The sequence below is a fragment of the Lysinibacillus sp. OL1 genome (genome assembly GCF_004332175.1).
GTDB classification, from domain to species: Bacteria; Bacillota; Bacilli; order Bacillales_A; family Planococcaceae; genus Lysinibacillus; species Lysinibacillus capsici.
This window is the reverse complement of sequence record NZ_SJDS01000001.1, coordinates 500198-525948: the sequence shown is the minus strand read 5'-3', so window position 1 is coordinate 525948 and position 25751 is coordinate 500198. Positions and strand designations below refer to the sequence as shown.

Here is a 25751-nt window from a genome sequence, read left to right as displayed (position 1 = left end):
ATTGCACGAGGCTGTGCAATCCCTTGTTTTTATTGCTGACGATCACTCTTTATTTGTTTATGGATCTTGCGTAACGCTTTTTTCGACCCACGTTCGATATCGTGCTGAAGCTTCCGATCCTGATAGTCTACAAATAATGTCTCTAGATCATATCCTTCAGGGTATAAATCTGTTGCAGGTAATTCAAGGGCAAGCCTCTTTACATTCACCTCTAGTATTTGCCCCTGATAGAATACGCTGACATTATTGTACGGATTCATTTCTTCATATACCAATCCCACATCATCATAGTCCAATAATTTCACACGATCCCCCTTTGCAAATGTATAAGCCGCTGCCAAGCTTTTTTTCTCTTCTTTAGGCTTTCGAATTTTACTGTCCTGAACGATCGTCAGTTGATATTGTTTATTATTTATATAATCCTTTGCTCTTTGTAAAACAGCTTCTCGGACATTCATTTTTTTAGAAATCCATAAGGCATTGCTTTCTCCAGAGGTGCCGATGAGTAATTGGTACAAAGGCTCTAATGTTTCAGCATGGAAGCGCATTGCCGCATTCATAAAATCAGGATGCATTTCAGAAAATCGTTTAATTTCACCATAATGTGTAGTTGCCACAGTTATACAGCCCATTTGATAAAATTCTTCTAATATCGCAATGGCTAGTGCAGCTCCTTCATTTGGCTCTGTTCCACTGCCAATTTCATCAAATAGTAAGAGTGTATGATTATTAGCAGCTCTCATAATATCGGAAAGATTTTTCATATGAGAAGAAAACGTACTAAGTGCATTCTCTATACTTTGATTATCGCCAATATCAACAAAGATATGATCAAATACAGCCATTTCCGTTCCTTCGTCCGCTACAATATGGAAGCCCGACATCGTAGCTAATGTTAAAAGGCCAATGGTTTTCAACACAACTGTTTTCCCACCAGCGTTTGGACCTGTAATAATTAAGCTACGGTAGTCTTTCGCGATGGAAAATTGAAGGGGTACCGCATTTCCTGGTAGTAATGGATGCTTACCATTGATTAGTTGAATATAACCGTAATCATTTATACGTGGCTCCCTACCACCAATTTGTCTACTGAACTTCGCTTTGGCAAAAACCATATCGTATTGACTAATCAACTCCATGTTAATGGTGATGGCATGAAGATGTTCCATCAATAGCCCTGATAAAGAAGCTAAAATCTGGTATTCCTCCACGGCTTCCTCAGCCTTTAAGGTAGCTAATTCTACATTTAATTTAGCGACAACACTTGGCTCCATAAAAACGGTTGCCCCTTTTGAGGAAATTTCAACGACCATACCCTGTACATGATTTTTATAGGTCGCCTTAATCGGAATCGTATAGCGATCATCCTTTTGACTAATAAAAAATTCCTGAATATACGGTTTATTGGCACTGTTATTTAAAAATTTCGTTAAACGTTCTTTAATTTTTTCCTCTGTCGTTTCCATATGATGTCGGATGCGTTTTAATTCACGACTAGCAGCCGAATCTACACGATTGGCTTTGATCGCAAAATTAATTTCTTCCTCCACGCTTTTAAATTCAGCCATAGAATGAGCGTAAGAGGAAAGAACAGGCGCAAAAAATGCCTTATCTAACATAAATTTTTTGATGTTGCGGCAGCCTCTTAAAAAATCAGAGATACTCACTAGCTCACTGGGATCTAGAAGCATTCCCTTTTCAAGCTTTGTCATAATATGCTCAATATTCGATACCCCTAAAAACGGAACATGCCCCTCTGCATCCAATATTGCACGAGCTTCTGTTGTTTCATTCAACCGATTTTTTACCACTGCTAAGTTTGAGCTTGGCATTAATTTATCTAAAAGCTGTTTGCCTAACCCGCTGACACAATAGGATTTAACGATGTCCTTTAATTCATGATATTGTAATTTTTCAAGTGTAGTATTATTCATTTCTTTTTGCTCCTCATTGTAATGTTTTATCATACATGAAGATACCTACCCAATAATAGATAGCAATGATGGTTTAAACAAAATAAAAAAGCTGTGAGGAATCCCCACAGCACTATCTTTAAAAGGCGCGTTTTCCTGGCATCACAAATAACACTTCAGCTAATTGAAGTATCTATCCTATCTGCCACGCTTAATAAAGTATTGTAGGTATCTACATAGGTTGTTGAAATAGATCCATGACAAAATAAGGGGTGTTTATAACATGTATCCCCTGCTGTCGTCATCGCCACTATTTCATTCAATTTTTACCTAGTTAGAACCTACCGCACTCACAAAAAGCACCTCTCATTAATTGATCATTGTTATCTAATTATTGACATTTTACTATATGCTAACAGGAAAGTAAAGGTCCCTACCTTCAAAAGGTTTTCTCCTATTTTGTCGAATCTATCAAAAAGACTCTATTTGGAGGGAGTACCCAAATGCAACAAAAGACTCCCCATTGCCTGTTTACCTTCATTTTCTTATTTATTTTTATAATCCCTACAGCCTCTGCCACATCAACTGTGAGTGGTGAAATAAACGCTATGGGCTTTCATTATGCAGTCTTGCATTTAGCGTAGTATAAAGCTGCCGTTAATGAGTTATTCATTGTTAGCCTCATCCTACTCAGTGCACTCTTAATGGCTACCATTATTTGTTGGTTATTTTTTAGAAGGCAAAAGCATGAGCTGAAAAACCCCGCAGTGTTGTAATCGTTCTGCCATTCGCTCTAGCGATTTTAATAGTGCTCAAACAGTCACTTCATCTCAATAAGCTACCTATATTTTTCACCATGTTAGTGGAGGAATTTTATCGATCTTTCGGATACGATTAAACAAAATAGCAGACAATCTAGCAGCCCAATCCGATAAGGAATAAAAAAGTTTTGTGCATTACAAAGCGAAGTGGTAAAAGTTACAAAAAAAGACCTGTAGAAAAATCTACAAGTCTTTTACGAAACTGATTTATGATGGGCTTTTCTTGTTTCTATAATTTTCGAACCAGAAAATAAAAGTAAAGCAGCCCAAATAATGCTGAATGCAAGGAGCTCAACCTGACTAAATGGCTCTTTGTAAAGCACAATGCCTAAAATCAAGACAATCGTTGGCGATACATATTGGATAAATCCTAGTAAATATAAAGGAATATTTTGTGCCCCCTTCGCAAATAAAATAAGCGGGACGGCTGTTACTAAACCACTAAAGATCATCAAAATATCTGTTTTAACATTGACATGTAAAAACGAGGCTTGATGTGTAGCAAAAAGATAGACATAATAGCCTAATGCAAAGGGTAAAATCAATAACGTTTCAATGGCTAGGCCTCTTGTAGCATCCAGTGTAATTTTCTTTTTCAGCACACCATAAATAGCAAAAGATAGGGCAATCAATAAAGCTACCCAAGGTACTGAGCCGTAATTGATCGTTAAAATAATCACCGCAATAAAAGCAATTCCTGTTGCTACCCATTGTGCACGACTCAGCGATTCTTTAAAGAAAATCACCCCGAAAATTACAGACAATAGCGGATTAATATAATAACCTAAGCTCGTTTCAATGAGATGATTATGCGTCACTGCCCAAATATATAAATACCAGTTCATTGAAATGACAAAGGATGCACCCGCAAGCTGCCAGAAATGCTTTTGATGTGACCATAAATATTTTAAATCTGCTACGAGATCCTGACGCATTCGAAATACGAGTACTGCCAGCACCGTAAAGACAAAGGACCAAATGACACGGGATAATAAAATCTCCATACTTGGTACATGCTCAAGTAATTTCCAATATAGAGGGAATGCTCCCCAAAAGGCATAGGCAAAAAAGGCTGCCAAAACTCCTTTTTTCTCATTTGACATGATATTAACGCTCCTACTCTTACTGAAATCGGTTAACGATTTCCTATAATCTTAAACTAGTTAAAGAATAGACTCATTATAGGACTTTGAGTAGCTGCTGTAAATGCCAAATTTCTAGTTCCTTTTAAAAGCTGTTAACCTTTTTGTTCCGACTCTAGCTCAGAAATATACTTGCGTACAGTACTATAGCTAATCTCTGGATTGATTTGGCGCTTGATGCGAATATGGATTTCTTTAATTCCAACCCCTTGCTCACGCATATCTCGAATCATCGACTTCAAGGGCCCCGTCAATGACTCTCTTGACATCGCTGTATATTTACTCAGTTCAATGAGAAGATCTGTATTTTGTTGACGGAGCACCTTCATCTCCTCCACCACACAATTATATTCAGTGACCTTTTTCTGCAAGACCGTGTTTTGCTGCTTTAACTTTTGTAGATCCTCTGTTAGCTGTGCATTTTGTTTTTTTAGCATTTTTCGTTCTCGTTCTAAACCATTTTGCTTGTTATCTAAATCCTTATACATAGCATTATATAACTCTTCCATATGCAAAAGCTCTAGATAGCGACTTTGCGGTACAATCATTAAGCTATCTGTCGTGTATAGAGCAAGCGTTCCATCTTTAAACGGCTCATACGACAACGTAGAGGGATTTATTTTATTTGCCATTTATTTTTTCACTCCTCCACGAATAATTACATGTAATCGAATACCTTTGTGTAGCATCTTTCCGCTTCCTTTTCTATTTGATAATCATTCTCATTTAACATTATCATAATCACTATTTTACTTTTTGTCAAAGATCATTTCACTTGTGTGGAAGGAGCCTCTATCTGCCTACCCTTTCCATAAAAAAAGCCTCTTGCAACAATAGCTGCAAGAAGCTTTAGCCTTACATTTTTTTCAGTTTCTCATACTCCAATTGCAAACGCTCAATACGTTTACGACCTTCTTCACGGTTTCTTGCTGTTTCTGCTTGAATTTGCTTTGTTTCTTGAATACCAGCCATAATTGTTTGCCATGTTGTTTCAATGGTTTCGATTTTAATGCTTGGGCTACCAGCTTGACGAGCGATATTCACACTGTTCTTACTAATATTTTCTGCATTACGCACAAGCATTTCATTCGTACGGCGATCTAGTTCCACCATAGAATCAGAAATCAACTTTTGACGCTTCAATGTCACTGCGTGAATAAGCCCCTGCTTAAAGATCGGAATCGTTGTGACAAAGGCAGAATTAATCTTGGCAATTAGATGATTGTTCCCTTGCTGCATTAAGCGAATTTGTGGTGCTGATTGGAATGATACTTGTTGTGCCATTTCTAAATCATAGCGACGTTGTTCTAATAATTCCACAGCGCGTAGCATTGTTTCATATTCCATAGCTGCCAATTGATCACCACTTTGAGCCTTTTGTTCAAGTGCTGGTAAAGACGCACGAACCTCTTCTGTTTTCACTTCAATAGCTGCAACAAATTTACTTAATGATTGGAAGTAGTTTAAGTTTTGATCATACAAATTTTCAAGGTCAATGGTATTACGCTTCATTTCCCCTTCATATTTTTGGATTTCACGGTAAATGACATCCACTTCTTTATTCATGCTGTCATACTTAGATAAGAACCTTTCCAATTGTTCTTTTCCTTTGTTAAAGAGCTTGGAGATGAAACCGCCCTTTTTCTCTTCCGCAAAATCCTGTGGATCAAATTTATCCATAATTTTATTCAGGTTATTTAAAAGCACACTCGATTCTTCCAGCTTACTAGCTTTCATCGTTGCGAGCATTTTATCAGAAAAGGTTGAAATGCCACTTGCCGTTTCTTTACCGAGCTCTAGCATGGCAATTTGATCTTTGACATCAATTTTTTGTGCAAGTGTATGAACCTCTGGATCCTGCTTTAACATTAGCTGGTTTTGAGCGATTTGTGATAGTTCCTGCTCAGATACAAGTACTGGCTTTTGCTCAGCTGTTTGCTGTAAAAGTGGATTTGGCTGTAATAAAGGATTTTCTGAAGCGAATGGGTCCTTGGATTTTAAAAGATCATTGTTGAATTCAGACATATGTTTTACCCCCTGCAATTTATCTCTACTAATTACTTACGATTACCATGTAAAAAAGTTTCATTTTCTATAGGATGAAAAAATACGAATCTGCTATACAATAGCCATTCTGATGTACCTTATATTGCAAACTATATTGATTAGGGTGAGCATTATCAACAAAAATTTCCACTTCAGTGCAATAGTGAAGAATTTCTGCTATTTCTTTACTAGTAGGACACAGCTGTTGAAGCTTTTGAAAGAGCTGCGCTTTTTCTTCGATTGTTGCTAAACGCTGATTTGATGATCGGTCAAGAATTGCCTCCACCTCTGATTTAGCTAACATCATCCCATCCCCTTTTATAAATTATAGCTTCTTTCTAGCCAAAATTCGACTGATTCCGTAAATTCCTTTACATTGTTTGCTAACAATGGCACCATAACACCAAAAAAGCAGCTACATTATCCATGTAGCTGCCATTATGTTATGTTGTTACCTTTAATACCGTTTTAATTTTTTGAATGACGCCGCCAGAGCTATATGTCAATACACTACGTTTATAGAACGATAAACTGAATAGGTATACGACAACAATCGTTACGACTAAAATTCCTAAAGAAAGTAATGGTACAATGCCACCGATATCTGTAGCGCCAATACGCATTGGCATGATCATTCCAGAAGTTAGTGGGATATAAGAGAATATTTTAATGATAATTGTATCTGGATTCCCCATGCCTGTCAGCATAACATAGAAGCCAATAATCGTAATAATCATCGCAGGCATTAATACTTGACCCGCCTCTTCTACTTTCGATACTAAAGAGCCAAATAATGCACCGATAATAAGATAAAGGATAACTGTTAACAGTAGGAATACGATAGCATAGATGACATAGCCAACGGACAATTCCTTGACAATGCTAGCAGCTGCATCCCAAACCATTCCACCTTTGATAAACTTCGCATAGATAAGGAACACAATCGCAATAATACCCATCTGTGTTAAAGCGAGCAATAAAACTCCAGCGATTTTTGCTTTAAAATGTGTCCCAGGTTTGACACTAACTAAAAGCATTTCCATTGCGCGTGAGCCTTTTTCAGAGGCTATTTCAGTCGTAATCATCGATAGGAATGTAGAAATGAAGAAATAGATTAAAATCCCTACCGCATAGGAAACTACTAGCCCTGATTGCTTTTCTTCTTCACTTTTTCCACCTGTTGATGCCTCATTTAAGTTTTTCGTGGAAATTGTTGTTTGAGCTGCCATGATTTGTGCCGCTTGCTCAGGTGAAAGCGATAATTGTTGTACGGCATAGTGTTGTCCTGCATATTGTAATAAGGATGATAATGTAGATTGATCGTTTAATTTCAGTGGTGTAAACGTAGCAATTTCCGCATGTAATTGACCATTTTGGTCGTTAATCGTCACAATCGCATCCAGCTTGCCAGCCTTTACTCTTTTTTCAAGGGTCGATACATCTTGCTCATCTTGAATAAAATTCATATCTCCATTCGAGACAAAAATACCACTTAGATCAGCAGAGGTTTTATTAATAATCGCGATTTGCTGTGCTTCATCATCACCTGTGAATAATTCCTTAATTTCTGACCAGAAGACAGCCACTGACATGACAATTACATATAAACAAGTCATTAAGATAAAGGATTTTGATTTAATTTTAGCTTTATATAATTGCTTCATTAATAAACTAAACTTCGACAACATGGCCACCTACCTTATCTTTAAAGATTTCATCTAACGATAAATAATCTAAGCTGAATTTTTCAATATACTTCCCATTGGATAGCTGCTCAAAGATACCTTGAGCAAAGCTTTCGTCCACTAATGTAAGCACTGTTTGCTCCTTCTCTACACGCACATCCTTGACACCCTCAAGTGCCAATAATTGTGTTGTTGACCAATCCGTACGGACAGCAAGCTTTGTTTTACCATATTGTTTCTTTAAATCTAGTAAGCTTCCAGAAAATAAAGAAACACCTCGTTTTAATAAACACAAATGATCACAAAGCTCCTCGACATTGTCCATTTGGTGACTGGAGAACAAAATCGTCGTGCCTTGCTCTTTCAATAGTAAAATAGCATCCTTTAGTAAATCTTTATTGACGGGATCTAGCCCACTGAACGGCTCATCTAAAATTAAAAACGCAGGTTTATGGATAAAGCTTGCAATTAGCTGTACCTTTTGCTGATTCCCCTTTGACAGTGTTTCTGCCTTATCCTTGCGTTTTTCCTCCAGTTCAAAGCGTTGAATCCAAAAATCTATTTCCTTTTTCAGCTCTGCTCGTTTCATGCCACGTAGCTCACCAAAAAAGTAAAGCTGCTCCTCTACCTTCATTGTTGGGAAAATACCACGCTCCTCTGGTAAATAACCAAGGACATCTCGGTTAATGGCATTAACTGGCTGCCCATCCCAAGTAATCGTCCCCGCTGTCGTCTCCTGTAAATCTAAAATCATTCGGAATGTCGTTGTTTTTCCTGCACCATTTTGACCAATTAGACCGAAAATTTCCCCTTTTTCAATGGTAAAATTTAAATCATCTACAGCTGTAAAATCCTTGTACTTCTTTGTGACATGCTGTAACTGTAATGTCATGTTGTCTTCCTCCTTATCCTTCAAATATATGTAAGTCTTGTTTCAAGCCCTTTTTACGATTTTCATTTTTTACTATAGGAATGAATAGCAGTAAGGCGACAATCAAATTCATGCACCCCACACTTGTATTCATAGATCCTACAACGAATTCCCGTAAACCTAGCGATAGATTATAAATACCAATGATTAAATTTAACAGTAGCACGAATATAAAAATGCGATTCATGGATTTAATATATTTTATTTTCGAGGAAGCATCTGAAAATATCTCAAAAGGGCCCTCCGATTTTGGTTTTCGATAATAGGCCCACCCACCAAACTTAGACACACACTCGATATGCATTTCGTCTAGAAACTCAAAATAATCCTTCGACTTTCTATTGATAAATTCATTTCGATAAATATATTGACCTGGTGTCCCTTTTTCAAAAACAAAGTAGCCTACTACTGTCTTTTTAAGATTCCACCCCCGATCTGCCATGTCATTGACCCAGCGTTCTTCCTTTTCGTAATCAATAAAAAAACGATACATTCTTTTTTTCATTTTGCATCACTCCTACTATAAAATCATGCTTCCTTTTTCATTATTTTCTGATTTCCCGGAAAATAATAGACGCTTCGTTAATCCGAAAATACATTTAATTCTCTCTTTAATCGATTACGTATACGCATAAGCTTATAGAATGGGAGGGCAAATACTACAACAACCACAAGATTCAGCGTATTTAACGCAAAACCAACCCAGTCTGTTGTTTGCTCCGAAAAATCGCCAATTAAACCGATCAGTCCAATGAACAAATTAAGTAGAATAAGAGAAAGCAGGATCCTCATCTTTTTTGACAGGTTACCAATTTTCGTTTTTTTATCTGTATACAGCTCAAATGGATCTTCCTGTGCTGCTTTTCTAAAAAATACAAAATTTCCAGAGCGGTCTACTTGTTCAATGTCAGAGGATTTGAGAAATTCGAGAAATTCCTCTTCATAGTGCGTACCGAATCGCTCTAATTCATCATGGCGATAAATATAGCTGTTTGGTTCTCCACGCTCAAACGTAAAACGAATCCATGTAAATTTTTTTAAGTGCCAGCCCTGACTAGCCATGTCATTGACCCACTTCTCTATTGCATAGGGATTAATCATCAATCGATATTTATGCATATTATTCAACTCCTCTCGTTATACGGATACCATTGTCAAAAAGTTCCCTTAATCGTAAAATTTCATATTCCACCACTGTTTTTCCAGTTTCAGTAATAATATATTCTTTCTTTCTGCCATCTCCATCAAGTGCCTCTATCCATCCTCGTTCCAACAATGTTTTAATCGCACCATATATGGTTCCGGCCCCTAAGCGCACTCTTCCATTGCTCATTTCTTCCACCAATTGCATAATGCCATAGCCATGCCTCGACTCAAATAATGCTAATAAAATATAATAAACGCCCTCTGTTAATGGCGGATGCTCCTGTGTCATACAAATCCTCCTTTATATCGTCCATCAATATATCGCCAGTCGATATACTTAAAATATATCAGCAGTCGATATAATTGTCAACGCTCATTCACAGTGTTGCAGATCCTCGTACACTATGCTAGGATGTAAGTAATTACTTGCATGGAAGGAAGTATGTTCTTGACAACGAAAGGAACTGCGCAACGAATTATCGAAGCTGCTCTACAATTGATTAGTGAAAAAGGCTATACAGCTGCAACTACCAAAACCATTGCAGAATTAGCAGGTGTCAATGAGGTCACTCTTTTTCGTCACTTTGGCAACAAACGTGGTTTATTAAAAGCCATTATTGAGCAATTTTCTTATTATCCTCTTCTACAGCAGGAGATCAATCAAAATGTAACGTGGGAATTAGAAAAGGATTTATTAAATTTCTCACTGAAGCATTTTCATTTTTTAATGTCGATTAAAGATTTTGTCATGATCGGCTTTAAGGAATCTATTCAATTTCCTGAAATTAGTGAGGAAATCGCCAATCTCCCGCTCCTCATAAAAAAGGAGCTCATTCACTATTTTCAAGAGATGCATCAACAAGGAAAAATAAGAGAAGTTGATTTTGAAGCAGCAGCGTTATCGCTTATAGCTTTGAATTTTGGTCATTTTATGTCACGTGCTCGCCTTGGAACTATCGTGTCTGACTTACCAACTGAAGAACTTTTACAAACTAGTGTTGCTATTTTTTCTAGGGGACTCGTTTCCTAGAAAAAATTTTTCTAATCAATGCAAGTAAGTACTTACTTAATTTTAGGGGGAATAAAAAATGACAGGTTTACAAGCACTATTGCGAGTTCGTGAAACCTATATCGGCATTGTTGCAACCATTGCCTTCCAATTAATATTCTTTACAATTTGGATGACTGCCTATGATGGTGTCAATGAAAGAGCGGAACAGTTAAGCATTGGTATTGTTGTGGAAGATTCTGAAATGGGTCAACAGGTAGCACAGAACATCAAAGGCTCCATCCCCTTTGCAATGAAGGACTATTCTTCGATGAAGGAAGCTGAGCGCGCATTAAACGAACGACAAATTAATATGATTATGCAAATTCCACCCGATTTTACAAATCAAATTCAAGCAGGGAAAGAGGCTGAAATTATTTATGCGATTAATCAAGCCAATGCAAGTGTAGCGAAAAATATGATGGAGGGTGTAGCAAAGCAATTAACAGAAGAAATCAATCAAGCCCTCTATCCAATGCAACAAAATCAAGCCGTTGCAGTCTTTGCTCAACAATTTGCTCAGCTTCCCTTCGAGCAACACACTGCTCAACAAATTACCACTTCTGTCAAAACGACTGTAATGAATGTCAAAGACCATGCCGTCGATGGTACGATTGTAAAAACCAATGATGTAAAGGGATTTGCTGCAAACTTTGTCCCACTTATGGTCATCATCTCCTCCTTTGTGGGAGCGATGGTTATGATTATGCAACACCAGCAAGCAGCACAACTCGTTCAAGACAGCCTATCAAAATGGCAATTGTTTCTCGCACGACAGCTAATCAATGTGGGCGTAGCCTTTACATTGCCATTCATAACAATTGGTTTGATGCACCTTTTTAATATCGATAGTCAAGAAAGCCTGTTGTCGATTTATCTCTTCCAATCTGTAATGTATCTTGCTTTCCTTAGCTTGGCCCAAGTATTTGTAATTGCCTTTGGGAATATGGGGATGATATTTAATATTTGTGCTCTCTCACTCCAATTAGTAACATCAGGTGTACTTGTTCCAAAAACCATGCTATCTGAAGGATACAAACAGGTCGCTGCCATGCTACCTGCCTCGTATGGAGCAGATGGCTACTACACAATCATCTTTGGTGGTAGTTCTGATAATCTCCTGCAAAACAGTAGCTCCTTGGCCATCATCATCTTCGTGACACTAGCCATCGCTACGTTAATCGTCACATTTAAGCCAGCTCCAGCCCGATGATTTAATAGAAAAGAGAAGGTCTACAAGTTGATGTAGACCTTCTCTTTGAGTGATTATCCGCTACTCTTTCTCTTCTATCCTTCACTTTGAGCTGGCTATCCGCTACTTTTCCTATACTATCCTTCAATTCGGGCGTCCTATCCACTGCTTCTTACTCTATCCTTCAAATTGAGCGTTCTATCCGCTACTTTTTCTCTTCTATCCTTCAATTTTGGCGTCCTATCCATTGCTTCTTACTCTCTCCTTCAAATTGAGCGTTCTATCCGCCACTTTTTCTCTTCTATCCTTCAATTCAAGCGTTCTATCCCCCACTCCTCACATTCTTTAAAATAGCTGCTAGCTGTTGATTTAACATGGTCACGCTATCGCTGAAATCGCCACGATACCATTGGATGATGAGCCCGATGATGGCGTTTGCTTGATAGGCACTATAATAGTCGATCGAGATATGATCCCCCATTTGATGTATGTGCTGTGTGGTAATATCACGTTTTAGTAGGGAATAAATGCCATCAAAAAGCATGTAATAGTAGGTCAGCGGGACATTTTTAGAAAAGACGATACGGTAAAACATTTTAAAGCGTTCAATATGATGAAAAATACGGATGGTATTGGGATCTAATTGATTTGTGTCCAATGTCGTGACGGCACGATAGGGTTCTTCATAGGATTGATATAAATCCTCCATTATCTCCTGAAAGTATTCTTCAAAGAGCCCCTCTTTTTGCTCGTAGTGTAAATAGAAGGTTCCTCTATTGACCTTTGCTTCTCTACAAATTTCAGCAATGGAGATTTGCTCCAATGGTTTTTGGCTAAGCAAGGTCAATAAAGCATCGTGGAGAGCTTGCTTCGTTTTAATAATCCGTAAATCCGTAGTACGCAATTTTTTCAGCTCCTTAATAAACAGATTGTCCAAATGTGTTGATTACTCAACACATCCCGTTTTTTTGCATATTGAAATCGCTTTCATCTTTATTATATGATTTTAATGAACAGATGTTCAATAAATAAAGAAATTACGATGAGGAGGTCTTTGAGATGAGATTAGAAGGTAAAGTAGCCATTGTGACAGGTGCAGCTTCAGGTATGGGGAAAGCCATTGCAGAAGGATATGCAAAAGAAGGCGCTAAGGTTGCCGTTTCAGACTTAAATTTAGAGGGTGCCCAAGCGGTTGTGGAAGGTATTCAAGCGGCTGGAGGAACAGCATTTGCCATTCAGACCAATGTCGCATCAACAGAAGACTTACAACGTTTATTTGATGAAACAAAAACGAACTATGGTCAATTAGATATATTAGTCAACAATGCAGGTATTATGGATGGTATGGAGCCAGTTGGAGAAATTTCTGATGAACGATGGGAAAAAGTATTTGCTGTGAACACAACAGCTGTTATGCGCTCTATGCGTATGGCTACAGAAATTTTCCTTGCGCAAGGACATGGTGTCTTTGTCAATAATATTTCTGCTGGTGGCTTATATGGGGCACGGGCTGGGGCTGCTTATACAGCTTCAAAACATGCGGTAGTTGGTTTAACAAAAAATACAGCCTTTATGTATGCTGATAAAAATATTCGCTGTAATGGTATTGCGCCAGGAGCAGTGATGACCAATATCGCCTCTTCCATGACAAACATGAGCCAAACGGGTGCTACACGACAAGCACTAGGACTATCCATCAATCCGCGGGCTGGTCAGCCAGAAGAAATCGCTCAATTAGCGATCTTCCTAGGCTCAGATGAGGCTAGCTTTGTGAATGGACAAGTTATTGCGGTTGATGGTGGCTGGACAGCTTACTAATCCATAAGGAAACACGCACAGAGACATTTTCTGTGCGTGTTTCTTTCATTATATAACTTTTCGAGACGGAATCATGCTTCCAATTACTGCCCCTATTAACGCTGGCAGTATCCATCCTAAGCCAATATCATAAAAAGGTAGCATCGCAGAATAGTATTTCTCTACTGCATCCAATATACCTAACTTCGCATCTGGCACACTTTCTACCAGCGCTTTATAGCCGTCAATCAGGCTAATGAAAAATGTAAAAATCATCGCTATGGCATACACTGTTTGCTTATTCTTAAAGAAGGATGAGCTTAGAGCGAGCAAGATTAGGACGATTGCTAATGGATATAAGAACATTAAAACTGGAATAGCATATTTGATAATATTGTTTAAACCAAAATTCGCAATCGTAAAGGATACAGCACACAACAGAAACACAAACCATTTGTAACTAATTTTTGGAAATACCTCATGGAAAAACTCACTACAAGATGTAATTAAGCCGATACTTGTTTTTAAGCAAGCGAGCACGATGATGACCGCCAATAAAATAGCTCCAAATGAGCCGAAATAATGATCGGCCACTGCCGCAAAGATTAAACCACCATTATCAAAAGTCCCGACAGCATTAATACTGGAAGCGCCCATATATGTTATGAGACCATAAATCAGCGTCATTAAAGCCATCGCAAAAATACCTGATGTCCATGTAGCCTTGGCAATTTCCTTACGATCTGTAATCCCTGCACTTTTAATTGCATTAATGACAACAATCCCGAAGGCTAGTGAGGCAAGGGCGTCCATCGTATTATAGCCTTCTTTAAAGCCTGTCATAAAGGCGGCATCCATATATGCACCAATTGGCTGCTGGAAATGGCCCATTGGCTTCGTAATGCTTGTAATAATTAAAATAAATAAAACAACTAAAAATGCAGGCGTTAAATATTTACCGATATAATCCATTATTTTCGCTGGATTTAAAGAAAAATAGTAGACAATGGCAAAAAATATAAAGCTAAATACAGCTAGTAGCAGTGTTGCATGCTGTGCTTGAATATATGGCTCAAACCCTACTACAAATGGTACAGTTGCTGTACGTGGGATGGCAAAGAATGGTCCGATTGTTAAGTACAGTGCCAATGAAAAAATAATACCAAATATAGGATGAACACGATTGGCTAGATCACGTAAACCATTACTACCTGATAAGCCAATTGCCAAAATTCCGAGGAATGGTAAGCCGATAGCAGTCACTAAAAATCCGATTAATCCAAACCAAAAATTAGTCCCTGCAAATTGACCCATTTGAATAGGAAAAATTAGGTTCCCTGCTCCAAAATACAGTCCAAATAACATGGTACCAATGACTGCGTAAGTTGAAAAAGGTATTTTTTGTTGCATAATTGATGTGCTCCTTAGAAGTTTTAGACTATAGCAAATTATTTTAATCGAATGATTTTTCACTACAATTTCATCATGTTATCAAGCATTTATTATAATTACAATAGTTTTTTCGTTTATCCAGTGAGATTCAACAAAAAAAGAGCTGTCTACTGACAGCCCCTTCTTAGTTTGCAACTGACCATTCAATATGATCTAAAAATTTATAAACATCTTCATACACTTTATCGCGTTCTTTATCCAATGTAATAATGTGGCCAGAGTTTTCATACCAAATGATTTCTTTGTCGTCTGTTTCCACAGTATTTAAAATAAAAGGTGCGCTTTCTTGATAGAGGTCATCATCTAGTGAGCCTTGTAACACAAGAGTTGGTGCTTTGATCGTTGATAATTCTTCACGCGTTTCTGTTGTTAAACGTGTTACGCCGTCCAATGAATCCTTCGGTGAAATACGTAATTCATGTAATTCTGAAATAATTTGATCTTTTGATTTATTTTCAAAGTGTTTATATAAACGAGCATAGTGGTACAAACGTGTAAATAAGCCTTTTGAATTATCACGTGTAATCGGTGCACACATCGCTACACATGCTTTCACTGGGAATGTCTCTGCTACCTTTAATGAAAAGACACCTCCAAGTGAAATCCCAACAACAGCGATTTCTTCATAGCCTTTCTTTTGTAGGAAGTTATAACCTTCTACTACATCGTTCCACCAATCTTCTGGTTTTGTTTCTAATAATGCTTCTGGTTCTACGCCATGCCCACTATAAATTGGTGCATGCACAGTGTAACCTCGTTGAGATAAAAATTCTCCTAGCTTTTTCACATCTTTTGTGCTACCTGTGAATCCATGCAGTAATAGTACGGCTTTATTGCCTCCCTCGATTGTTAGAGGTTGTGGCTTTGTTAACTTCATTTTATGATATCCCCTTCACGGAAATTAATAATTGTGTATTTTATGTGTCTATCTTAACACCCTTTATTCATAATGTACAATTTATAGTTTTTATCAAATCAATGTGTATTGTGCATGAATGATGTCAACTTAACGGCTGTACTATCACACTTTCTGCTACTTAACTTTTCCATTCTGCTAAATAATTGCAACGTCCTTTTAAAAAATTTTTGCTACCTATACTTCCCGTCTGTTTCCCGTTATAATGCAGATAACTTAAAAATCACAAGAAAAGAGGTGAAAAAAATGGAGTGGCAACAATTAGAATATTTTGTAACCGTTGCAAAGTTAGAGCATATGACACGGGCTGCCGAAGCATTAGCGATTTCACAGCCAGCACTTAGTCGTTCAATTTCAAAGCTGGAGGAAGAATTAGGTGTACCGCTTTTCGACAGACAAGGGCGCTCGATTATGCTAAACCGATATGGAGAGCTATTTTTATATCGTGTCCAGCGCATGCGTAAAGAATATGAAAAGGCTGTTTTAGAGTTACAGGAGCTTAATAATCCCGAACTCGGAGATGTATCACTCGGTTTTTTACATACACTTGGAACGAGTATTGTACCCGACTTGATTCGTGCCTTCCGTCAAAAACATCCCCATATCCGTTTTCATTTCACACAAAACTACTCCCATTCACAGTTAAAACAATTACTGGCAGGTGAGTTAGACCTGTGCCTACTAGCTGCGATCGATACAGAGCCACCAGTTTGTTGGAAGGAGTTATGGCGAGATGAGCTCTTTATAATGGTCCCAATTGACCATCCATTAGCCCATCGTAAAAGCATCAAAATGAAAGAATTGGAGCATGAAAGTTTTGTCTTAATGAAAAAAGGCTATGCATTACGCCGCTCAGCTGATCGCTTATTAAATGCTGCGGGCATTAAGCCTAAAATTTCTTATGAAGGTGATGAAGTATCGACAATCGCTGGGTTTGTTGGTGCGGGGCTTGGCGTTTCCTTACTACCCGATGATGAGGATTTAAACCCGAAAAAAATTGTTAAAATCCATGTTGAGGATATGGTATGTGAACGAATTATCGGCATGGCTTGGATAGAAAATCGTTATTTACCGCCATCTGCACGTCAGTTTAAACAATTTGTCTTTGATTTTTATGACAATAAATAATATAAAAAAGATCAAGGCTTTGGCAGCCCTGATCTTTTTTATGCTACAGTAATTTAACCTGATAGGAAAAAATATCCGTTGTATCGCCTTTCATTGCAAATACTCCCTGTTCGACGAGCGTCAGTAAGCGATACTCTACAAAATCATTTCCTACATAATGGACAAATGTTTCAAATGTCTGTGCCAAAATATGCGTAGGCATTAGCCACTCTTCATTTTGCTGTAAATGCAAATTTTTTGCACTGGCGATAATGTATGCATCCATTGCATCTTCCTCTACATGCAATAGTTCACTTTTCCATAACCGTAATGTACTTGGCTGTTCTTTGATGTTTTCCCATTCCTTAGCGAGTTGCTGACATTCTTGCACAGAGAATCGTTTTGCACTAGGGCGAAGCTTCATTAGCATTTCCGAGGAAAGCTCGCCTGTATGGCGAATGTCTAAATTGGGGTGAATACTCTTCAGATTCTCCGTTGCATCAATACCATACACCATACTGCATTTATGAATTAACTCACTCATCACATAGCGCAGTCCTATCTGTTCATGTGTGTTGTGACTATACCAAATCCACACATCCACATCACAAGGTAAATTAGCGATTTTTTTCCTCCAGTTTTCATACATCTCATCATACAATTGCTGGTCATCATCATCTAAAATATGCGTGGCTAACCAAGTTTTACGTTCTTCAAAGTTTTGAAGAGGTCCAATCGAGAGATCATCATGGACACTTAGAACTGATTCATTTCGCTGCAAACGATGTTGACGAATTGCAAGTTTCATAGAACCCTGCGTTGCTAAGCTAAAGGTAATATGTAAAATAGCCATGTCCATTCCTCCCTACTGTTTGCTGATGGCAATCTGTATCCCGATAAATGTGAATAGAATACCTTGAACTGTATTTAGTCGTTTAGCAATCGCAGGTTTACCAATAATGACTTGTCTAACTTTCCCTGCAAATATACTAAACAATGAAAATAATACAAGCGCTTGTATTAAAAATACAATACCCAAAATAAGCATTTGAAACGCCACATGTCCTTGCGATGGATTAACAAACTGTGGTAACAGCGCTAGGAAAAATAACGATACTTTAGGATTTAAAATATTCATTAATATTCCTTTTTTATATAATTTAATATAGGCTTGCGTATTTTGCTGTTGCAACGTAAAAGGGTCTCCTTTAGCACGAAATGATTGCCAAGCTAGATATAATAAATACGCTGCTCCTGCAAATTTGACGATGGTAAAAATAATGGTCGATTGATAAATTATCGCAGAAATACCAAGTACTGCTGCACTAATATGAACAAGTAGCCCTGTACACAATCCAAGAGATGTGGCAATACCCGCTTTTTTATCTTGTGTAATACTTTGGGCAAGCACAAATAAATTATCGGGCCCTGGCATAATGGTTAAAATCATCGCAGCCCCTAAAAACGCAAATAACGTTGAGATGTCCAAAACTTTCCCTTCCTTCAACTTCTTTTAAAAAACTATATACATTATACTACATGACGTTGTTCTCACTAGATGTAAGTTTATGACTTTATCCAAAAATTTTTTTCAAATTTCGGTTTCACAATTTATGCTCGCTCAAGCGATACTTTTCTTCCCTAATCCATTATAATAGTAGAAACTCATGATAAACCAGATAACTTCCATAAGAGGTGATTGTTAATGGCAGTAAGTGATATTGTCACGCAATATGAGGATGAGCATGGACAGGTTTACTATAAAATGAAATCCCATGACATTGAGGTAAAGGCCACACAAAACGCAGGCTTAGCACCTGTCATCACGTATTGGATGGCTGACAAAGAGATTACAGATTCCATTCGAAATTTACGCTTCAGTCCACGTGCCCCATCTAGCTATATACAAGATTACGAAGAATTTCAAGCAATGCTTTATGCGAAAGAGCAACGGGCCATTAACCAGCTGTATGAACAAATGAGCATTAAACCCAAAAATATGTCTTCAGGGAAACAAGTCATTTGGAGTTTCTTTGTCATTGTGCTGGCTATGCTTCCCCTTTTCATTGCGATTTGGTGGTTTAAATAATTGAATAAGCGACCTCTTTAGCGTTTTAGCGCATCCCTTTCTTAATTTATCAAAACTTTCAAGTAATTTATCCATTCAGCTTGACAGACTTATAGAAGTAGTGCATCCTTTAGTCAATAGATGAGAAAACGAACGAAGACCAGTAGTTAGCCACTGCTTGAAAAGAGAGCGATGCCCATCGGCTGGAAGGCATTGTACAAGAAAGACTAATGAAACCTACTTCGTGAAACGTCCTAGCCAAACTAGGCGCAGTCTCGAGCGTTATGAGAAAAGTGGAATGTCGCATGATATTCAATGTAGGTGGTACCACGGAAGGCAAGTCTTTTCGTCCTAATTTTTAGGATGAAAAGGCTTTTTTTATCTTGATTCAGCAATGATGGAGGTCGTGAGATGGAGAGAAAAAGAATTGTTGTTAAGATTGGTAGTAGCTCTTTAACGAATGCGAAGGGTGAAATCGATAAAGTTCGCTTAATGGACCATGTACAGGCAATCGCCGAGTTGAAGAAATTGGGACATGAAGTGTTACTTGTCTCTTCAGGTGCTGTAGCGGCGGGTTTTAAACAACTTGGCTACCCTGCTCGCCCTGTGACAGTGAAAGGAAAGCAGGCAGCTGCTGCTGTAGGACAGAGCCTACTTATTCAAACGTACAGTGCCTTATTTAGTATTTACGATATCATGCCTGCACAGATATTATTGACACGAACAGATTTTTCTAAAAAAGAATGCTATAAAAATGCCTATGCGACTTTCGAGGAATTGTTAGAGCGATCCATGCTACCGATTATTAATGAAAACGATACAGTGTCAATTAGTGAATTAACCTTTGGAGATAACGACATGCTTTCAGCACTCGTCAGTGGACTTGTCCATGCAGATCAGCTCATCATTTTAACAGATATCAATGGCCTTTATAATGCCAATCCCAATAAAAACCCTCAGGCAGAGCGCATTGATCGACTAGCTGCTATTACAGACGATTTGCTACGCTTTGCGGATGGAACAGGATCAAAGGTTGGCACAGGTGGCATGACCTCTAAGCTGCTGGCAGCACGAACAGCGCTACGTGCAGGTGTGAAGGTATTTATCGGTACAGGTCATGGTGCACAGAAGCTCGTCGATATTTTAGCAGGACATGGTGATGGCACTTATGTGGAGCATGATGAGCTCGCAGTGTTAACAAATCATAAACAGTGGATTGCACTCACGGAAATTTCTGGTAAAATTTTTATAGACAGTGGTGCAGAACAGGCCTTAATGAATAATGGTAAGAGTCTATTGCCTGCTGGCGTCTATCGTGTAGAAGGTGAGTTTGTCAATGGTGATGTTGTAGAAGTCTATAGTGAGAAGGACTTACTAGGACGTGGCGAAGTACTGTACTCTTCCCAAGAGCTTCTCTCTGCCATGGGAAAACGGACTGATACATTGCTGAAAAGCCCTATTGAGGTAATTCATCGAGACAAATGGCTGAAAATTCAAACGAATTAAGGAGGAATGACAAATGACAAGTGAAATTCAAGAAAAAGGACAACGCGCAAAAGCCGCAAGCTACATGTTAAATATTAAAACAACCTGCGAGAAAAATGAGGCACTGAAAAAAATTGCAGAACAGCTATTAATCGATCAATCTGACATTATGGCTGAAAATGCAAAGGATTTGGCACAAGGGGAGCAGCAAGGTATCCCTGCGTCTACATTGGATCGCATCATGCTCAATGAAGAACGGATTGCAGCAATGGCCGATGCCATTCATTTACTCGTCTCCTTAAACGATCCAGTAGGTACAATTGTTGAACGTATTGAAAAAGACAATGGGCTCCGCATTGAAAAACGAATTGTGCCACTTGGTGTTATTGGTATGATCTATGAAGCTCGACCAAATGTCACGATCGATGCAGCAACACTCTCTCTAAAAACAGGCAATGCAGTTATTTTGCGCGGAAGCTCCTCTGCTAAGTTTTCTAATATGGCTCTTGTTGCAAGTATTCATCGCGCGCTTGCTAAAACATCCATCCCTACCGATGCTGTTCAATTAATTGAGGATACAAGCCGCGAAACAGCCAAAGAACTCTTCCATTTAAAAGAGTACTTGGATGTGCTCATTCCTCGTGGTGGCAAAGCGCTGATCGATTTAGTTGTCAATGAAGCGACTGTTCCTGTACTGGAAACAGGTGCAGGCAACTGCCACATTTACGTGGATGAAATGGCGGATTACATAAAAGCAGAGAAAATCTGTCTAAATGCTAAAACACAGCGTCCTTCTGTTTGTAATGCAGCAGAAAGCTTACTCATTCATCCTACTTGGTTTCAAGAACATGGCGTCCAGCTTTTAACGTCCCTTCATCATGCAGGTGTAGCCATCATCGGTGATGAGCAAATATGTCAGCAATTTGCAGCTGCTCTTCCAGCTACGGCGGAAGATTATGCGACAGAGTTCCTTGATTTAAAAATAAGCGTTAAATTGGTGGAAAATGTCTATGAAGCGATTGAGCATATTCAATACTTTGGCACAAATCATTCTGAGGCCATCATTACAGAAGATCAATTAACCGCCGAGACGTTCTTAAACAATGTTGATGCAGCAGCAGTGTATCATAATGCCTCAACCCGCTTCACAGACGGCTTTGAATTTGGCTATGGTGCAGAAATCGGTATTAGTACACAAAAGCTACATGCCCGTGGACCAATGGGCTTGCCTGCATTAACATCAACAAAATATGTTATTCATGGCAACGGCCAAATTCGTGAATAGCTGTATTTACTACTTATAGTTTACTAAAATAATAGAAGGAAGGTTTCGGATGAACATCTCAGCAATCATTAAACTAACCGTCTCCATGGCACTGTTTGGTTCCATCGGCTTTTTTACCGTTCACACTGGTGTTCCCGCTACAGAGCTTGTCTTTGTTAGATGCATTTGCGCAACCCTCTTTCTAGGTGGTATGTGGCTCATCACTGGTGGACATAAAACAGAGGTATGGGATAAGAAAGAAATTTTTCAAACGCTTATTTGCGGTGTCTTTATTGTGTTAAACTGGGTATTTTTATTTAAAGCCTTTGAGGAAATGTCCATTTCAATTGCCATTTCCATCTATAATTTAGCCCCCATATTTGTGTTAATTTTAGGCGCTATCTTTTTGAAGGAAAAAATGACCATTCAGGCACTTGTTGCAACAATCACTTGCTTTATCGGTAGTATTTTTATCATCGGTCTCAATAATTTTGTGTCGTTCTCAGAATTTATGCATTCTGGCTTTATCTGGGCCTTACTGTCAGCGGTATTTTATGCCCTTACAATGCTAACAAGCAAAACCATCACGAAGCTTAGCTCGTATGCGTTAACCTATATTCAAACAACAGTTGGAATCGTGATACTACTGCCTTTTATCGACCTCTCGCTGTTTGATGGATTAACGTCAACCAATTGGTTTTATATACTCGGCACAGGCTTTATTCATACAGGATTTGTTTACTATTTATTTTTTGATAGTATTCGTAGCCTGTCTACGATTCTTGTCTCCGTATTGGTTTTTGTCGACCCTGTTGTCGCCATTTTACTAGATATGCTATTGCTTGATTTTATGCCAAGCTTTACGCAAACGATGGGGATCCTTCTCATTTTCGCTGGTATTTTTTATACCATTTATGTTCCTAAGAAAAAGCGACTACCACAGGAGGTCTCATAATGGGCAAGCTCTTCACAATTGGAGAATTATTAATTGACTTTACACCGACACAGCAGCACGGCTCCCTAGCCAACATTGAACATTTTACTAAACATGCAGGAGGGGCACCTGCCAATGTAGCCGCTGTCTGTGCAAAGCTAGGACAGCAGGCGGCCCTTCTCACACAAGTCGGTCAGGATGCCTTTGGTGACTTCCTAATCAAAACGTTGCAGCAAGCAGGTGTAGATACACAGTTTATTCGTCAATCAACAGATGGTGAAACAAGTCTTGCCTTTGTTTCATTAAATGAACATGGCGAACGAGATTTTCAATTTTATCGCCGACATGCTGCAGATCTCTTATACAAACAGGAATACCTCCCCTCGCAGCTATTAACAGCGCACGATATCGTTCACTTTTGCTCTGTTAATCTTGTAGAGAGTCCTATGAAACAAGCACATCTTGCCCTTATTGAACAGGCACATCAAGCAGGAAGCCTTATATCCTTCGATCCGAATGTGCGCCTTCCTTTATGGCAGGATAAGACGGCGTGTTGTGAAACCATTTTAGCCTTTTTACCAAAAGCCCATATTGTCAAGCTTTCAGAGGAAGAACTGTTGTTTTTAACAACTCTAGAAGATGAACAGGAAGCTGTTCAAACGTTATTCAAGGGATATGTAGAAGTTATTATCATTACACATGGTGCTGCTGGGGCTGCCTTATATACGAAAAAGCATCATGTGAAGGCTCCTGCTAACAAGGTACAAACCGTTGATACAACTGGGGCTGGTGATGCTTTTATTGGCGCGATTTTAAGTCAATTTCTTCATCATCAACTAACAGTAGATCAAGTGGTAGCTCATTGTGAACAGTATGCAATGTCTCTGCTATCTTTTGCAAACAGATATGCGGGCATTTCAACAACAAAGCATGGGGCAATTCCATCCTATCCTGTACTTTCATTAGATATGAATCTAGGATAAATCGAAACTTTTTGTCCTTATTGTTCGTATGTACTAGTGACAGGTCATTAAAGGAGGGCTTATATGGAATCGATGACAAAAAAACGCACAGCTGCATTTTTAATCGATACAGCTGTTTCAACAGCTGTCACGTTTGGGGTTGAATACTTCCTACGAAAAAAAGTAAAAAATGAGGCTGTTCATGCACTCGTTACGCCAACTGTGGTATTGTGGGCGCTAGAATATGCACAACTCCGTAAAAACGGACAAACGATTGGCTACAAAGCAATGGGATTGACACTCGAAAATGAAGATGGTCGTCCATTATCAGAAGGTCAAATTATTAAACGCATGGCTTATCGAGACACTATCAGTACGTTCGATTATCTAAAAGATCGCCAAGCCTTCGAGCAGCAGCATGGTCAACGTCTTCCTCATGATAGCTTTGCAGGTACGGTTGTAAAGAAAAAATGAAGGAAAGCTGCCTTATCGTTTGGGCAGCTTTCTTTAATTGGAGCATTTTGCTAAAGTGTGAATCTTCCTGATCGCCTAACCATTACAGAAAGTAGCATGGAATTCTCTTTAGAGAAGTATGCTAATCTTTGGAAATAAACTGCTGTATATCATTCGATAAAATCGCGTTTTCTGACGGAAACCAAAAATAAGTAGTACCATCAAATTGTATGCCATATTGAAAAGCAATGGCATCGTCTGTATAAAGGAGTACATCATAACGGTTCGTATCCCCGTTTGGCTCAAAGGATGGGGCTGGTTTACTATTGACTAAAATTGCCTTTATATCTGCCATGTCAGACTGGTTTGTATAGCTAGCCGTTTTCCGATTGCCTTCTTCCGTAGATGAGTAAAATTCTATTTTCTTCACTTCTTCTAATGGAACCTGATCAAAATTCCGTCGCGGCGGAGCTTCAGCTCTTATCATATAAATTCGATAGCCATTAATAACCGACTGATCCTCTACCGCAATGGCATCGTCCAGACCCTTTATCGCATAAAGCTTTGTTCCCTTCTCATGGAAGGCTGCATCGCCATCCTTAAAGCGATAGGAAGTTCTTTTGATATGATCTGCCACTTTAAAATCAACTTCCCCTATTTCCTTATCAATGAATGAACGATCGGCTAACGCTACTTCATATACAGCTTCATATTGCTTACCATCCCATTTGATTAAATCAACCCATTCGATGATGACTTGACTACCGCAAGCAGTCAGTAACAACAAACACATGATACAAAGACATATCCATTTCTTCAACAACATCCCCCCTTTCAGCAGTAGACCCAAGCAACGATTAAAAAGTTACAAAGTATGACGCTAAGTCTGGCATGTTCTATAATCGTGTGAATTTCGTCTGCTACCAGTATTTCTTCATTAAAATATGGGGTATGCCACAATCCATAAATTCTTCACCTTCACGCTGATAGCCTAATTTTTCATAAAAGCCTTCTGCATAGGACTGAGCATTTAATTTTGCTTTTGTTAGCCCTTTATCTCGAGCAATTTGCTCTAGGCCCACAATAACTTCCTTACCAAGGCCATATTTGCGGTATTCTTCTAATATACAAATACGCTCCAATTTGCCATAGTCCTCTACAACTCGAAGTCTCCCTGTTCCAACAGGTTGCTCATTGTAATACACCAAAATATGAGCGCATGGAGCATCCAGTGCATCAAATTCATCATATTCTTCTTCCTCAGGGACTTGCTGCTCTTCAATAAAAACGCTTCGTCTAAAATCAAACGCTGTTTGTAATTCTGCTTCAGTTGTCACTTTTTTTATAGTCATTACTATTCCTCCTAGTTTCTCCTGCCTTATCATCTTC

General features: G+C 38.6%; 27 protein-coding genes. 10 read left to right on the top strand and 17 right to left on the bottom strand.

What is annotated here, in order from left to right:
- Window positions 1-29: 29 nt before the first annotated feature.
- The 10 genes from EW028_RS02610 to EW028_RS02565 form a co-directional block, all read right to left on the bottom strand.
- Window positions 30-1934 carry an endonuclease MutS2 gene (locus EW028_RS02610; protein ID WP_131519806.1) on the bottom strand — a complete coding sequence of 635 codons (1905 nt, stop codon included), beginning with the start codon at window positions 1932-1934 and terminating at the stop codon, window positions 30-32.
- Window positions 1935-2928: 994 nt separating this feature from the next.
- On the bottom strand, window positions 2929-3837 hold the full coding sequence (rarD, locus tag EW028_RS02605) for an EamA family transporter RarD (RefSeq protein ID WP_131519805.1): 909 nt from the start codon (window positions 3835-3837) through the stop codon (window positions 2929-2931).
- A gap of 134 nt (window positions 3838-3971) precedes the next feature.
- A complete protein-coding gene (locus tag EW028_RS02600) occupies window positions 3972-4508 on the bottom strand; it encodes a hypothetical protein (RefSeq protein WP_048390186.1) in 537 nt (178 codons plus the stop codon).
- Window positions 4509-4731: 223 nt separating this feature from the next.
- Complete coding sequence (locus EW028_RS02595) at window positions 4732-5901, bottom strand: toxic anion resistance protein (RefSeq protein WP_048390185.1); 1170 nt, start codon at window positions 5899-5901, stop codon at window positions 4732-4734.
- 67 nt (window positions 5902-5968) lie between these two features.
- The gene (locus EW028_RS02590; protein ID WP_048390179.1) at window positions 5969-6226 is read right to left on the bottom strand and encodes a hypothetical protein; all 258 of its coding nucleotides are present in this window, start codon (window positions 6224-6226) and stop codon (window positions 5969-5971) included.
- A 139-nt stretch (window positions 6227-6365) separates the two neighbouring features.
- Entirely contained in the window at window positions 6366-7610 is a 1245-nt protein-coding gene (locus EW028_RS02585; protein ID WP_131519804.1) for an ABC transporter permease, read from the bottom strand.
- The gene (locus EW028_RS02580; RefSeq protein ID WP_048390175.1) at window positions 7594-8499 is read right to left on the bottom strand and encodes an ABC transporter ATP-binding protein; all 906 of its coding nucleotides are present in this window, start codon (window positions 8497-8499) and stop codon (window positions 7594-7596) included. Before EW028_RS02580 ends, EW028_RS02585 begins: the two co-directional genes overlap by 17 nt.
- 13 nt (window positions 8500-8512) lie before the next feature.
- A complete protein-coding gene (locus tag EW028_RS02575; protein WP_131519803.1) occupies window positions 8513-9043 on the bottom strand; it encodes a DUF2812 domain-containing protein in 531 nt (176 codons plus the stop codon).
- A gap of 77 nt (window positions 9044-9120) precedes the next feature.
- Window positions 9121-9657: a DUF2812 domain-containing protein gene (locus tag EW028_RS02570; protein ID WP_131519802.1), complete on the bottom strand. Its 537-nt coding sequence runs from the start codon at window positions 9655-9657 to the stop codon at window positions 9121-9123.
- Between the two features lies 1 nt (window position 9658).
- Complete coding sequence (locus EW028_RS02565) at window positions 9659-9973, bottom strand: PadR family transcriptional regulator (RefSeq protein WP_131519801.1); 315 nt, start codon at window positions 9971-9973, stop codon at window positions 9659-9661.
- A 153-nt stretch (window positions 9974-10126) separates the two neighbouring features.
- Between EW028_RS02565 and EW028_RS02560 the strand changes: the two genes are divergently transcribed.
- The gene (locus EW028_RS02560; RefSeq protein WP_227744833.1) at window positions 10127-10714 is read left to right on the top strand and encodes a TetR/AcrR family transcriptional regulator; all 588 of its coding nucleotides are present in this window, start codon (window positions 10127-10129) and stop codon (window positions 10712-10714) included.
- 58 nt (window positions 10715-10772) lie between these two features.
- Window positions 10773-11945: a YhgE/Pip domain-containing protein gene (locus tag EW028_RS02555; protein WP_131519800.1), complete on the top strand. Its 1173-nt coding sequence runs from the start codon at window positions 10773-10775 to the stop codon at window positions 11943-11945.
- Between the two features lie 301 nt (window positions 11946-12246).
- On the opposite strand, the gene EW028_RS02550 is transcribed toward EW028_RS02555, so the two are convergent.
- On the bottom strand, window positions 12247-12828 hold the full coding sequence (locus EW028_RS02550; RefSeq protein ID WP_131519799.1) for a TetR/AcrR family transcriptional regulator: 582 nt from the start codon (window positions 12826-12828) through the stop codon (window positions 12247-12249).
- A gap of 155 nt (window positions 12829-12983) precedes the next feature.
- On the opposite strand from EW028_RS02550, the gene EW028_RS02545 reads away from it, so the two are divergent.
- The gene (locus EW028_RS02545) at window positions 12984-13742 is read left to right on the top strand and encodes an SDR family oxidoreductase (RefSeq protein ID WP_131519798.1); all 759 of its coding nucleotides are present in this window, start codon (window positions 12984-12986) and stop codon (window positions 13740-13742) included.
- 48 nt (window positions 13743-13790) lie between these two features.
- Here the strand turns inward: EW028_RS02545 and brnQ are convergent, their stop codons facing one another.
- Window positions 13791-15131 carry a branched-chain amino acid transport system II carrier protein gene (gene brnQ / locus EW028_RS02540; protein ID WP_131519797.1) on the bottom strand — a complete coding sequence of 447 codons (1341 nt, stop codon included), beginning with the start codon at window positions 15129-15131 and terminating at the stop codon, window positions 13791-13793.
- Between the two features lie 166 nt (window positions 15132-15297).
- Entirely contained in the window at window positions 15298-16050 is a 753-nt protein-coding gene (locus tag EW028_RS02535) for an alpha/beta hydrolase (RefSeq protein ID WP_131519796.1), read from the bottom strand.
- 285 nt (window positions 16051-16335) lie between these two features.
- Between EW028_RS02535 and EW028_RS02530 the strand changes: the two genes are divergently transcribed.
- On the top strand, window positions 16336-17217 hold the full coding sequence (locus tag EW028_RS02530) for a LysR family transcriptional regulator (RefSeq protein WP_016994379.1): 882 nt from the start codon (window positions 16336-16338) through the stop codon (window positions 17215-17217).
- Window positions 17218-17260: 43 nt separating this feature from the next.
- Here the strand turns inward: EW028_RS02530 and EW028_RS02525 are convergent, their stop codons facing one another.
- Complete coding sequence (locus EW028_RS02525) at window positions 17261-18049, bottom strand: DUF1835 domain-containing protein (protein ID WP_048390151.1); 789 nt, start codon at window positions 18047-18049, stop codon at window positions 17261-17263.
- A 12-nt stretch (window positions 18050-18061) separates the two neighbouring features.
- The gene (locus EW028_RS02520) at window positions 18062-18685 is read right to left on the bottom strand and encodes a LysE family translocator (protein WP_048390149.1); all 624 of its coding nucleotides are present in this window, start codon (window positions 18683-18685) and stop codon (window positions 18062-18064) included.
- A gap of 216 nt (window positions 18686-18901) precedes the next feature.
- On the opposite strand from EW028_RS02520, the gene EW028_RS02515 reads away from it, so the two are divergent.
- From EW028_RS02515 to EW028_RS02490, 6 genes are all read left to right on the top strand, one after another.
- Window positions 18902-19285 carry a hypothetical protein gene (locus tag EW028_RS02515; protein ID WP_004229554.1) on the top strand — a complete coding sequence of 128 codons (384 nt, stop codon included), beginning with the start codon at window positions 18902-18904 and terminating at the stop codon, window positions 19283-19285.
- 390 nt (window positions 19286-19675) lie between these two features.
- Window positions 19676-20770, top strand: a complete 1095-nt coding sequence (gene proB, locus EW028_RS02510) for a glutamate 5-kinase (RefSeq protein WP_131519795.1) — start codon at window positions 19676-19678, stop codon at window positions 20768-20770.
- A gap of 13 nt (window positions 20771-20783) precedes the next feature.
- Complete coding sequence (locus EW028_RS02505) at window positions 20784-22034, top strand: glutamate-5-semialdehyde dehydrogenase (protein ID WP_131519794.1); 1251 nt, start codon at window positions 20784-20786, stop codon at window positions 22032-22034.
- 49 nt (window positions 22035-22083) lie between these two features.
- Complete coding sequence (locus tag EW028_RS02500) at window positions 22084-22968, top strand: DMT family transporter (protein ID WP_131519793.1); 885 nt, start codon at window positions 22084-22086, stop codon at window positions 22966-22968.
- The gene (locus EW028_RS02495; protein WP_131519792.1) at window positions 22968-23930 is read left to right on the top strand and encodes a carbohydrate kinase family protein; all 963 of its coding nucleotides are present in this window, start codon (window positions 22968-22970) and stop codon (window positions 23928-23930) included. Before EW028_RS02500 ends, EW028_RS02495 begins: the two co-directional genes overlap by 1 nt.
- 63 nt (window positions 23931-23993) lie before the next feature.
- A complete protein-coding gene (locus tag EW028_RS02490; RefSeq protein ID WP_131519791.1) occupies window positions 23994-24383 on the top strand; it encodes an RDD family protein in 390 nt (129 codons plus the stop codon).
- A 121-nt stretch (window positions 24384-24504) separates the two neighbouring features.
- On the opposite strand, the gene EW028_RS02485 is transcribed toward EW028_RS02490, so the two are convergent.
- Window positions 24505-25188 (bottom strand): hypothetical protein, encoded by a 684-nt coding sequence (locus EW028_RS02485; protein ID WP_227744832.1) that lies wholly within the window; start codon window positions 25186-25188, stop codon window positions 24505-24507.
- A 94-nt stretch (window positions 25189-25282) separates the two neighbouring features.
- Window positions 25283-25714, bottom strand: a complete 432-nt coding sequence (locus tag EW028_RS02480) for a GNAT family N-acetyltransferase (RefSeq protein ID WP_131519790.1) — start codon at window positions 25712-25714, stop codon at window positions 25283-25285.
- Window positions 25715-25751: the final 37 nt, after the last annotated feature.

Bases quoted from the DNA above. Each gene is read 5' to 3' on its own strand.
- EW028_RS02610 (WP_131519806.1), bottom strand. From the start codon at position 1,934: ATGAATAATACTACACTTGAAAAATTACAATATCATGAATTAAAGGAC.
- rarD (WP_131519805.1), bottom strand. From the start codon at position 3,837: ATGTCAAATGAGAAAAAAGGAGTTTTGGCAGCCTTTTTTGCCTATGCC.
- EW028_RS02600 (WP_048390186.1), bottom strand. From the start codon at position 4,508: ATGGCAAATAAAATAAATCCCTCTACGTTGTCGTATGAGCCGTTTAAA.
- EW028_RS02595 (WP_048390185.1), bottom strand. From the start codon at position 5,901: ATGTCTGAATTCAACAATGATCTTTTAAAATCCAAGGACCCATTCGCT.
- EW028_RS02590 (WP_048390179.1), bottom strand. From the start codon at position 6,226: ATGTTAGCTAAATCAGAGGTGGAGGCAATTCTTGACCGATCATCAAAT.
- EW028_RS02585 (WP_131519804.1), bottom strand. From the start codon at position 7,610: ATGTTGTCGAAGTTTAGTTTATTAATGAAGCAATTATATAAAGCTAAA.
- EW028_RS02580 (WP_048390175.1), bottom strand. From the start codon at position 8,499: ATGACATTACAGTTACAGCATGTCACAAAGAAGTACAAGGATTTTACA.
- EW028_RS02575 (WP_131519803.1), bottom strand. From the start codon at position 9,043: ATGAAAAAAAGAATGTATCGTTTTTTTATTGATTACGAAAAGGAAGAA.
- EW028_RS02570 (WP_131519802.1), bottom strand. From the start codon at position 9,657: ATGCATAAATATCGATTGATGATTAATCCCTATGCAATAGAGAAGTGG.
- EW028_RS02565 (WP_131519801.1), bottom strand. From the start codon at position 9,973: ATGACACAGGAGCATCCGCCATTAACAGAGGGCGTTTATTATATTTTA.
- EW028_RS02560 (WP_227744833.1), top strand. From the start codon at position 10,127: ATGTTCTTGACAACGAAAGGAACTGCGCAACGAATTATCGAAGCTGCT.
- EW028_RS02555 (WP_131519800.1), top strand. From the start codon at position 10,773: ATGACAGGTTTACAAGCACTATTGCGAGTTCGTGAAACCTATATCGGC.
- EW028_RS02545 (WP_131519798.1), top strand. From the start codon at position 12,984: ATGAGATTAGAAGGTAAAGTAGCCATTGTGACAGGTGCAGCTTCAGGT.
- brnQ (WP_131519797.1), bottom strand. From the start codon at position 15,131: ATGCAACAAAAAATACCTTTTTCAACTTACGCAGTCATTGGTACCATG.
- EW028_RS02535 (WP_131519796.1), bottom strand. From the start codon at position 16,050: ATGAAGTTAACAAAGCCACAACCTCTAACAATCGAGGGAGGCAATAAA.
- EW028_RS02530 (WP_016994379.1), top strand. From the start codon at position 16,336: ATGGAGTGGCAACAATTAGAATATTTTGTAACCGTTGCAAAGTTAGAG.
- EW028_RS02525 (WP_048390151.1), bottom strand. From the start codon at position 18,049: ATGGCTATTTTACATATTACCTTTAGCTTAGCAACGCAGGGTTCTATG.
- EW028_RS02515 (WP_004229554.1), top strand. From the start codon at position 18,902: ATGGCAGTAAGTGATATTGTCACGCAATATGAGGATGAGCATGGACAG.
- proB (WP_131519795.1), top strand. From the start codon at position 19,676: ATGGAGAGAAAAAGAATTGTTGTTAAGATTGGTAGTAGCTCTTTAACG.
- EW028_RS02505 (WP_131519794.1), top strand. From the start codon at position 20,784: ATGACAAGTGAAATTCAAGAAAAAGGACAACGCGCAAAAGCCGCAAGC.
- EW028_RS02500 (WP_131519793.1), top strand. From the start codon at position 22,084: ATGAACATCTCAGCAATCATTAAACTAACCGTCTCCATGGCACTGTTT.
- EW028_RS02495 (WP_131519792.1), top strand. From the start codon at position 22,968: ATGGGCAAGCTCTTCACAATTGGAGAATTATTAATTGACTTTACACCG.
- EW028_RS02490 (WP_131519791.1), top strand. From the start codon at position 23,994: ATGGAATCGATGACAAAAAAACGCACAGCTGCATTTTTAATCGATACA.
- EW028_RS02485 (WP_227744832.1), bottom strand. From the start codon at position 25,188: ATGTTGTTGAAGAAATGGATATGTCTTTGTATCATGTGTTTGTTGTTA.
- EW028_RS02480 (WP_131519790.1), bottom strand. From the start codon at position 25,714: ATGACTATAAAAAAAGTGACAACTGAAGCAGAATTACAAACAGCGTTT.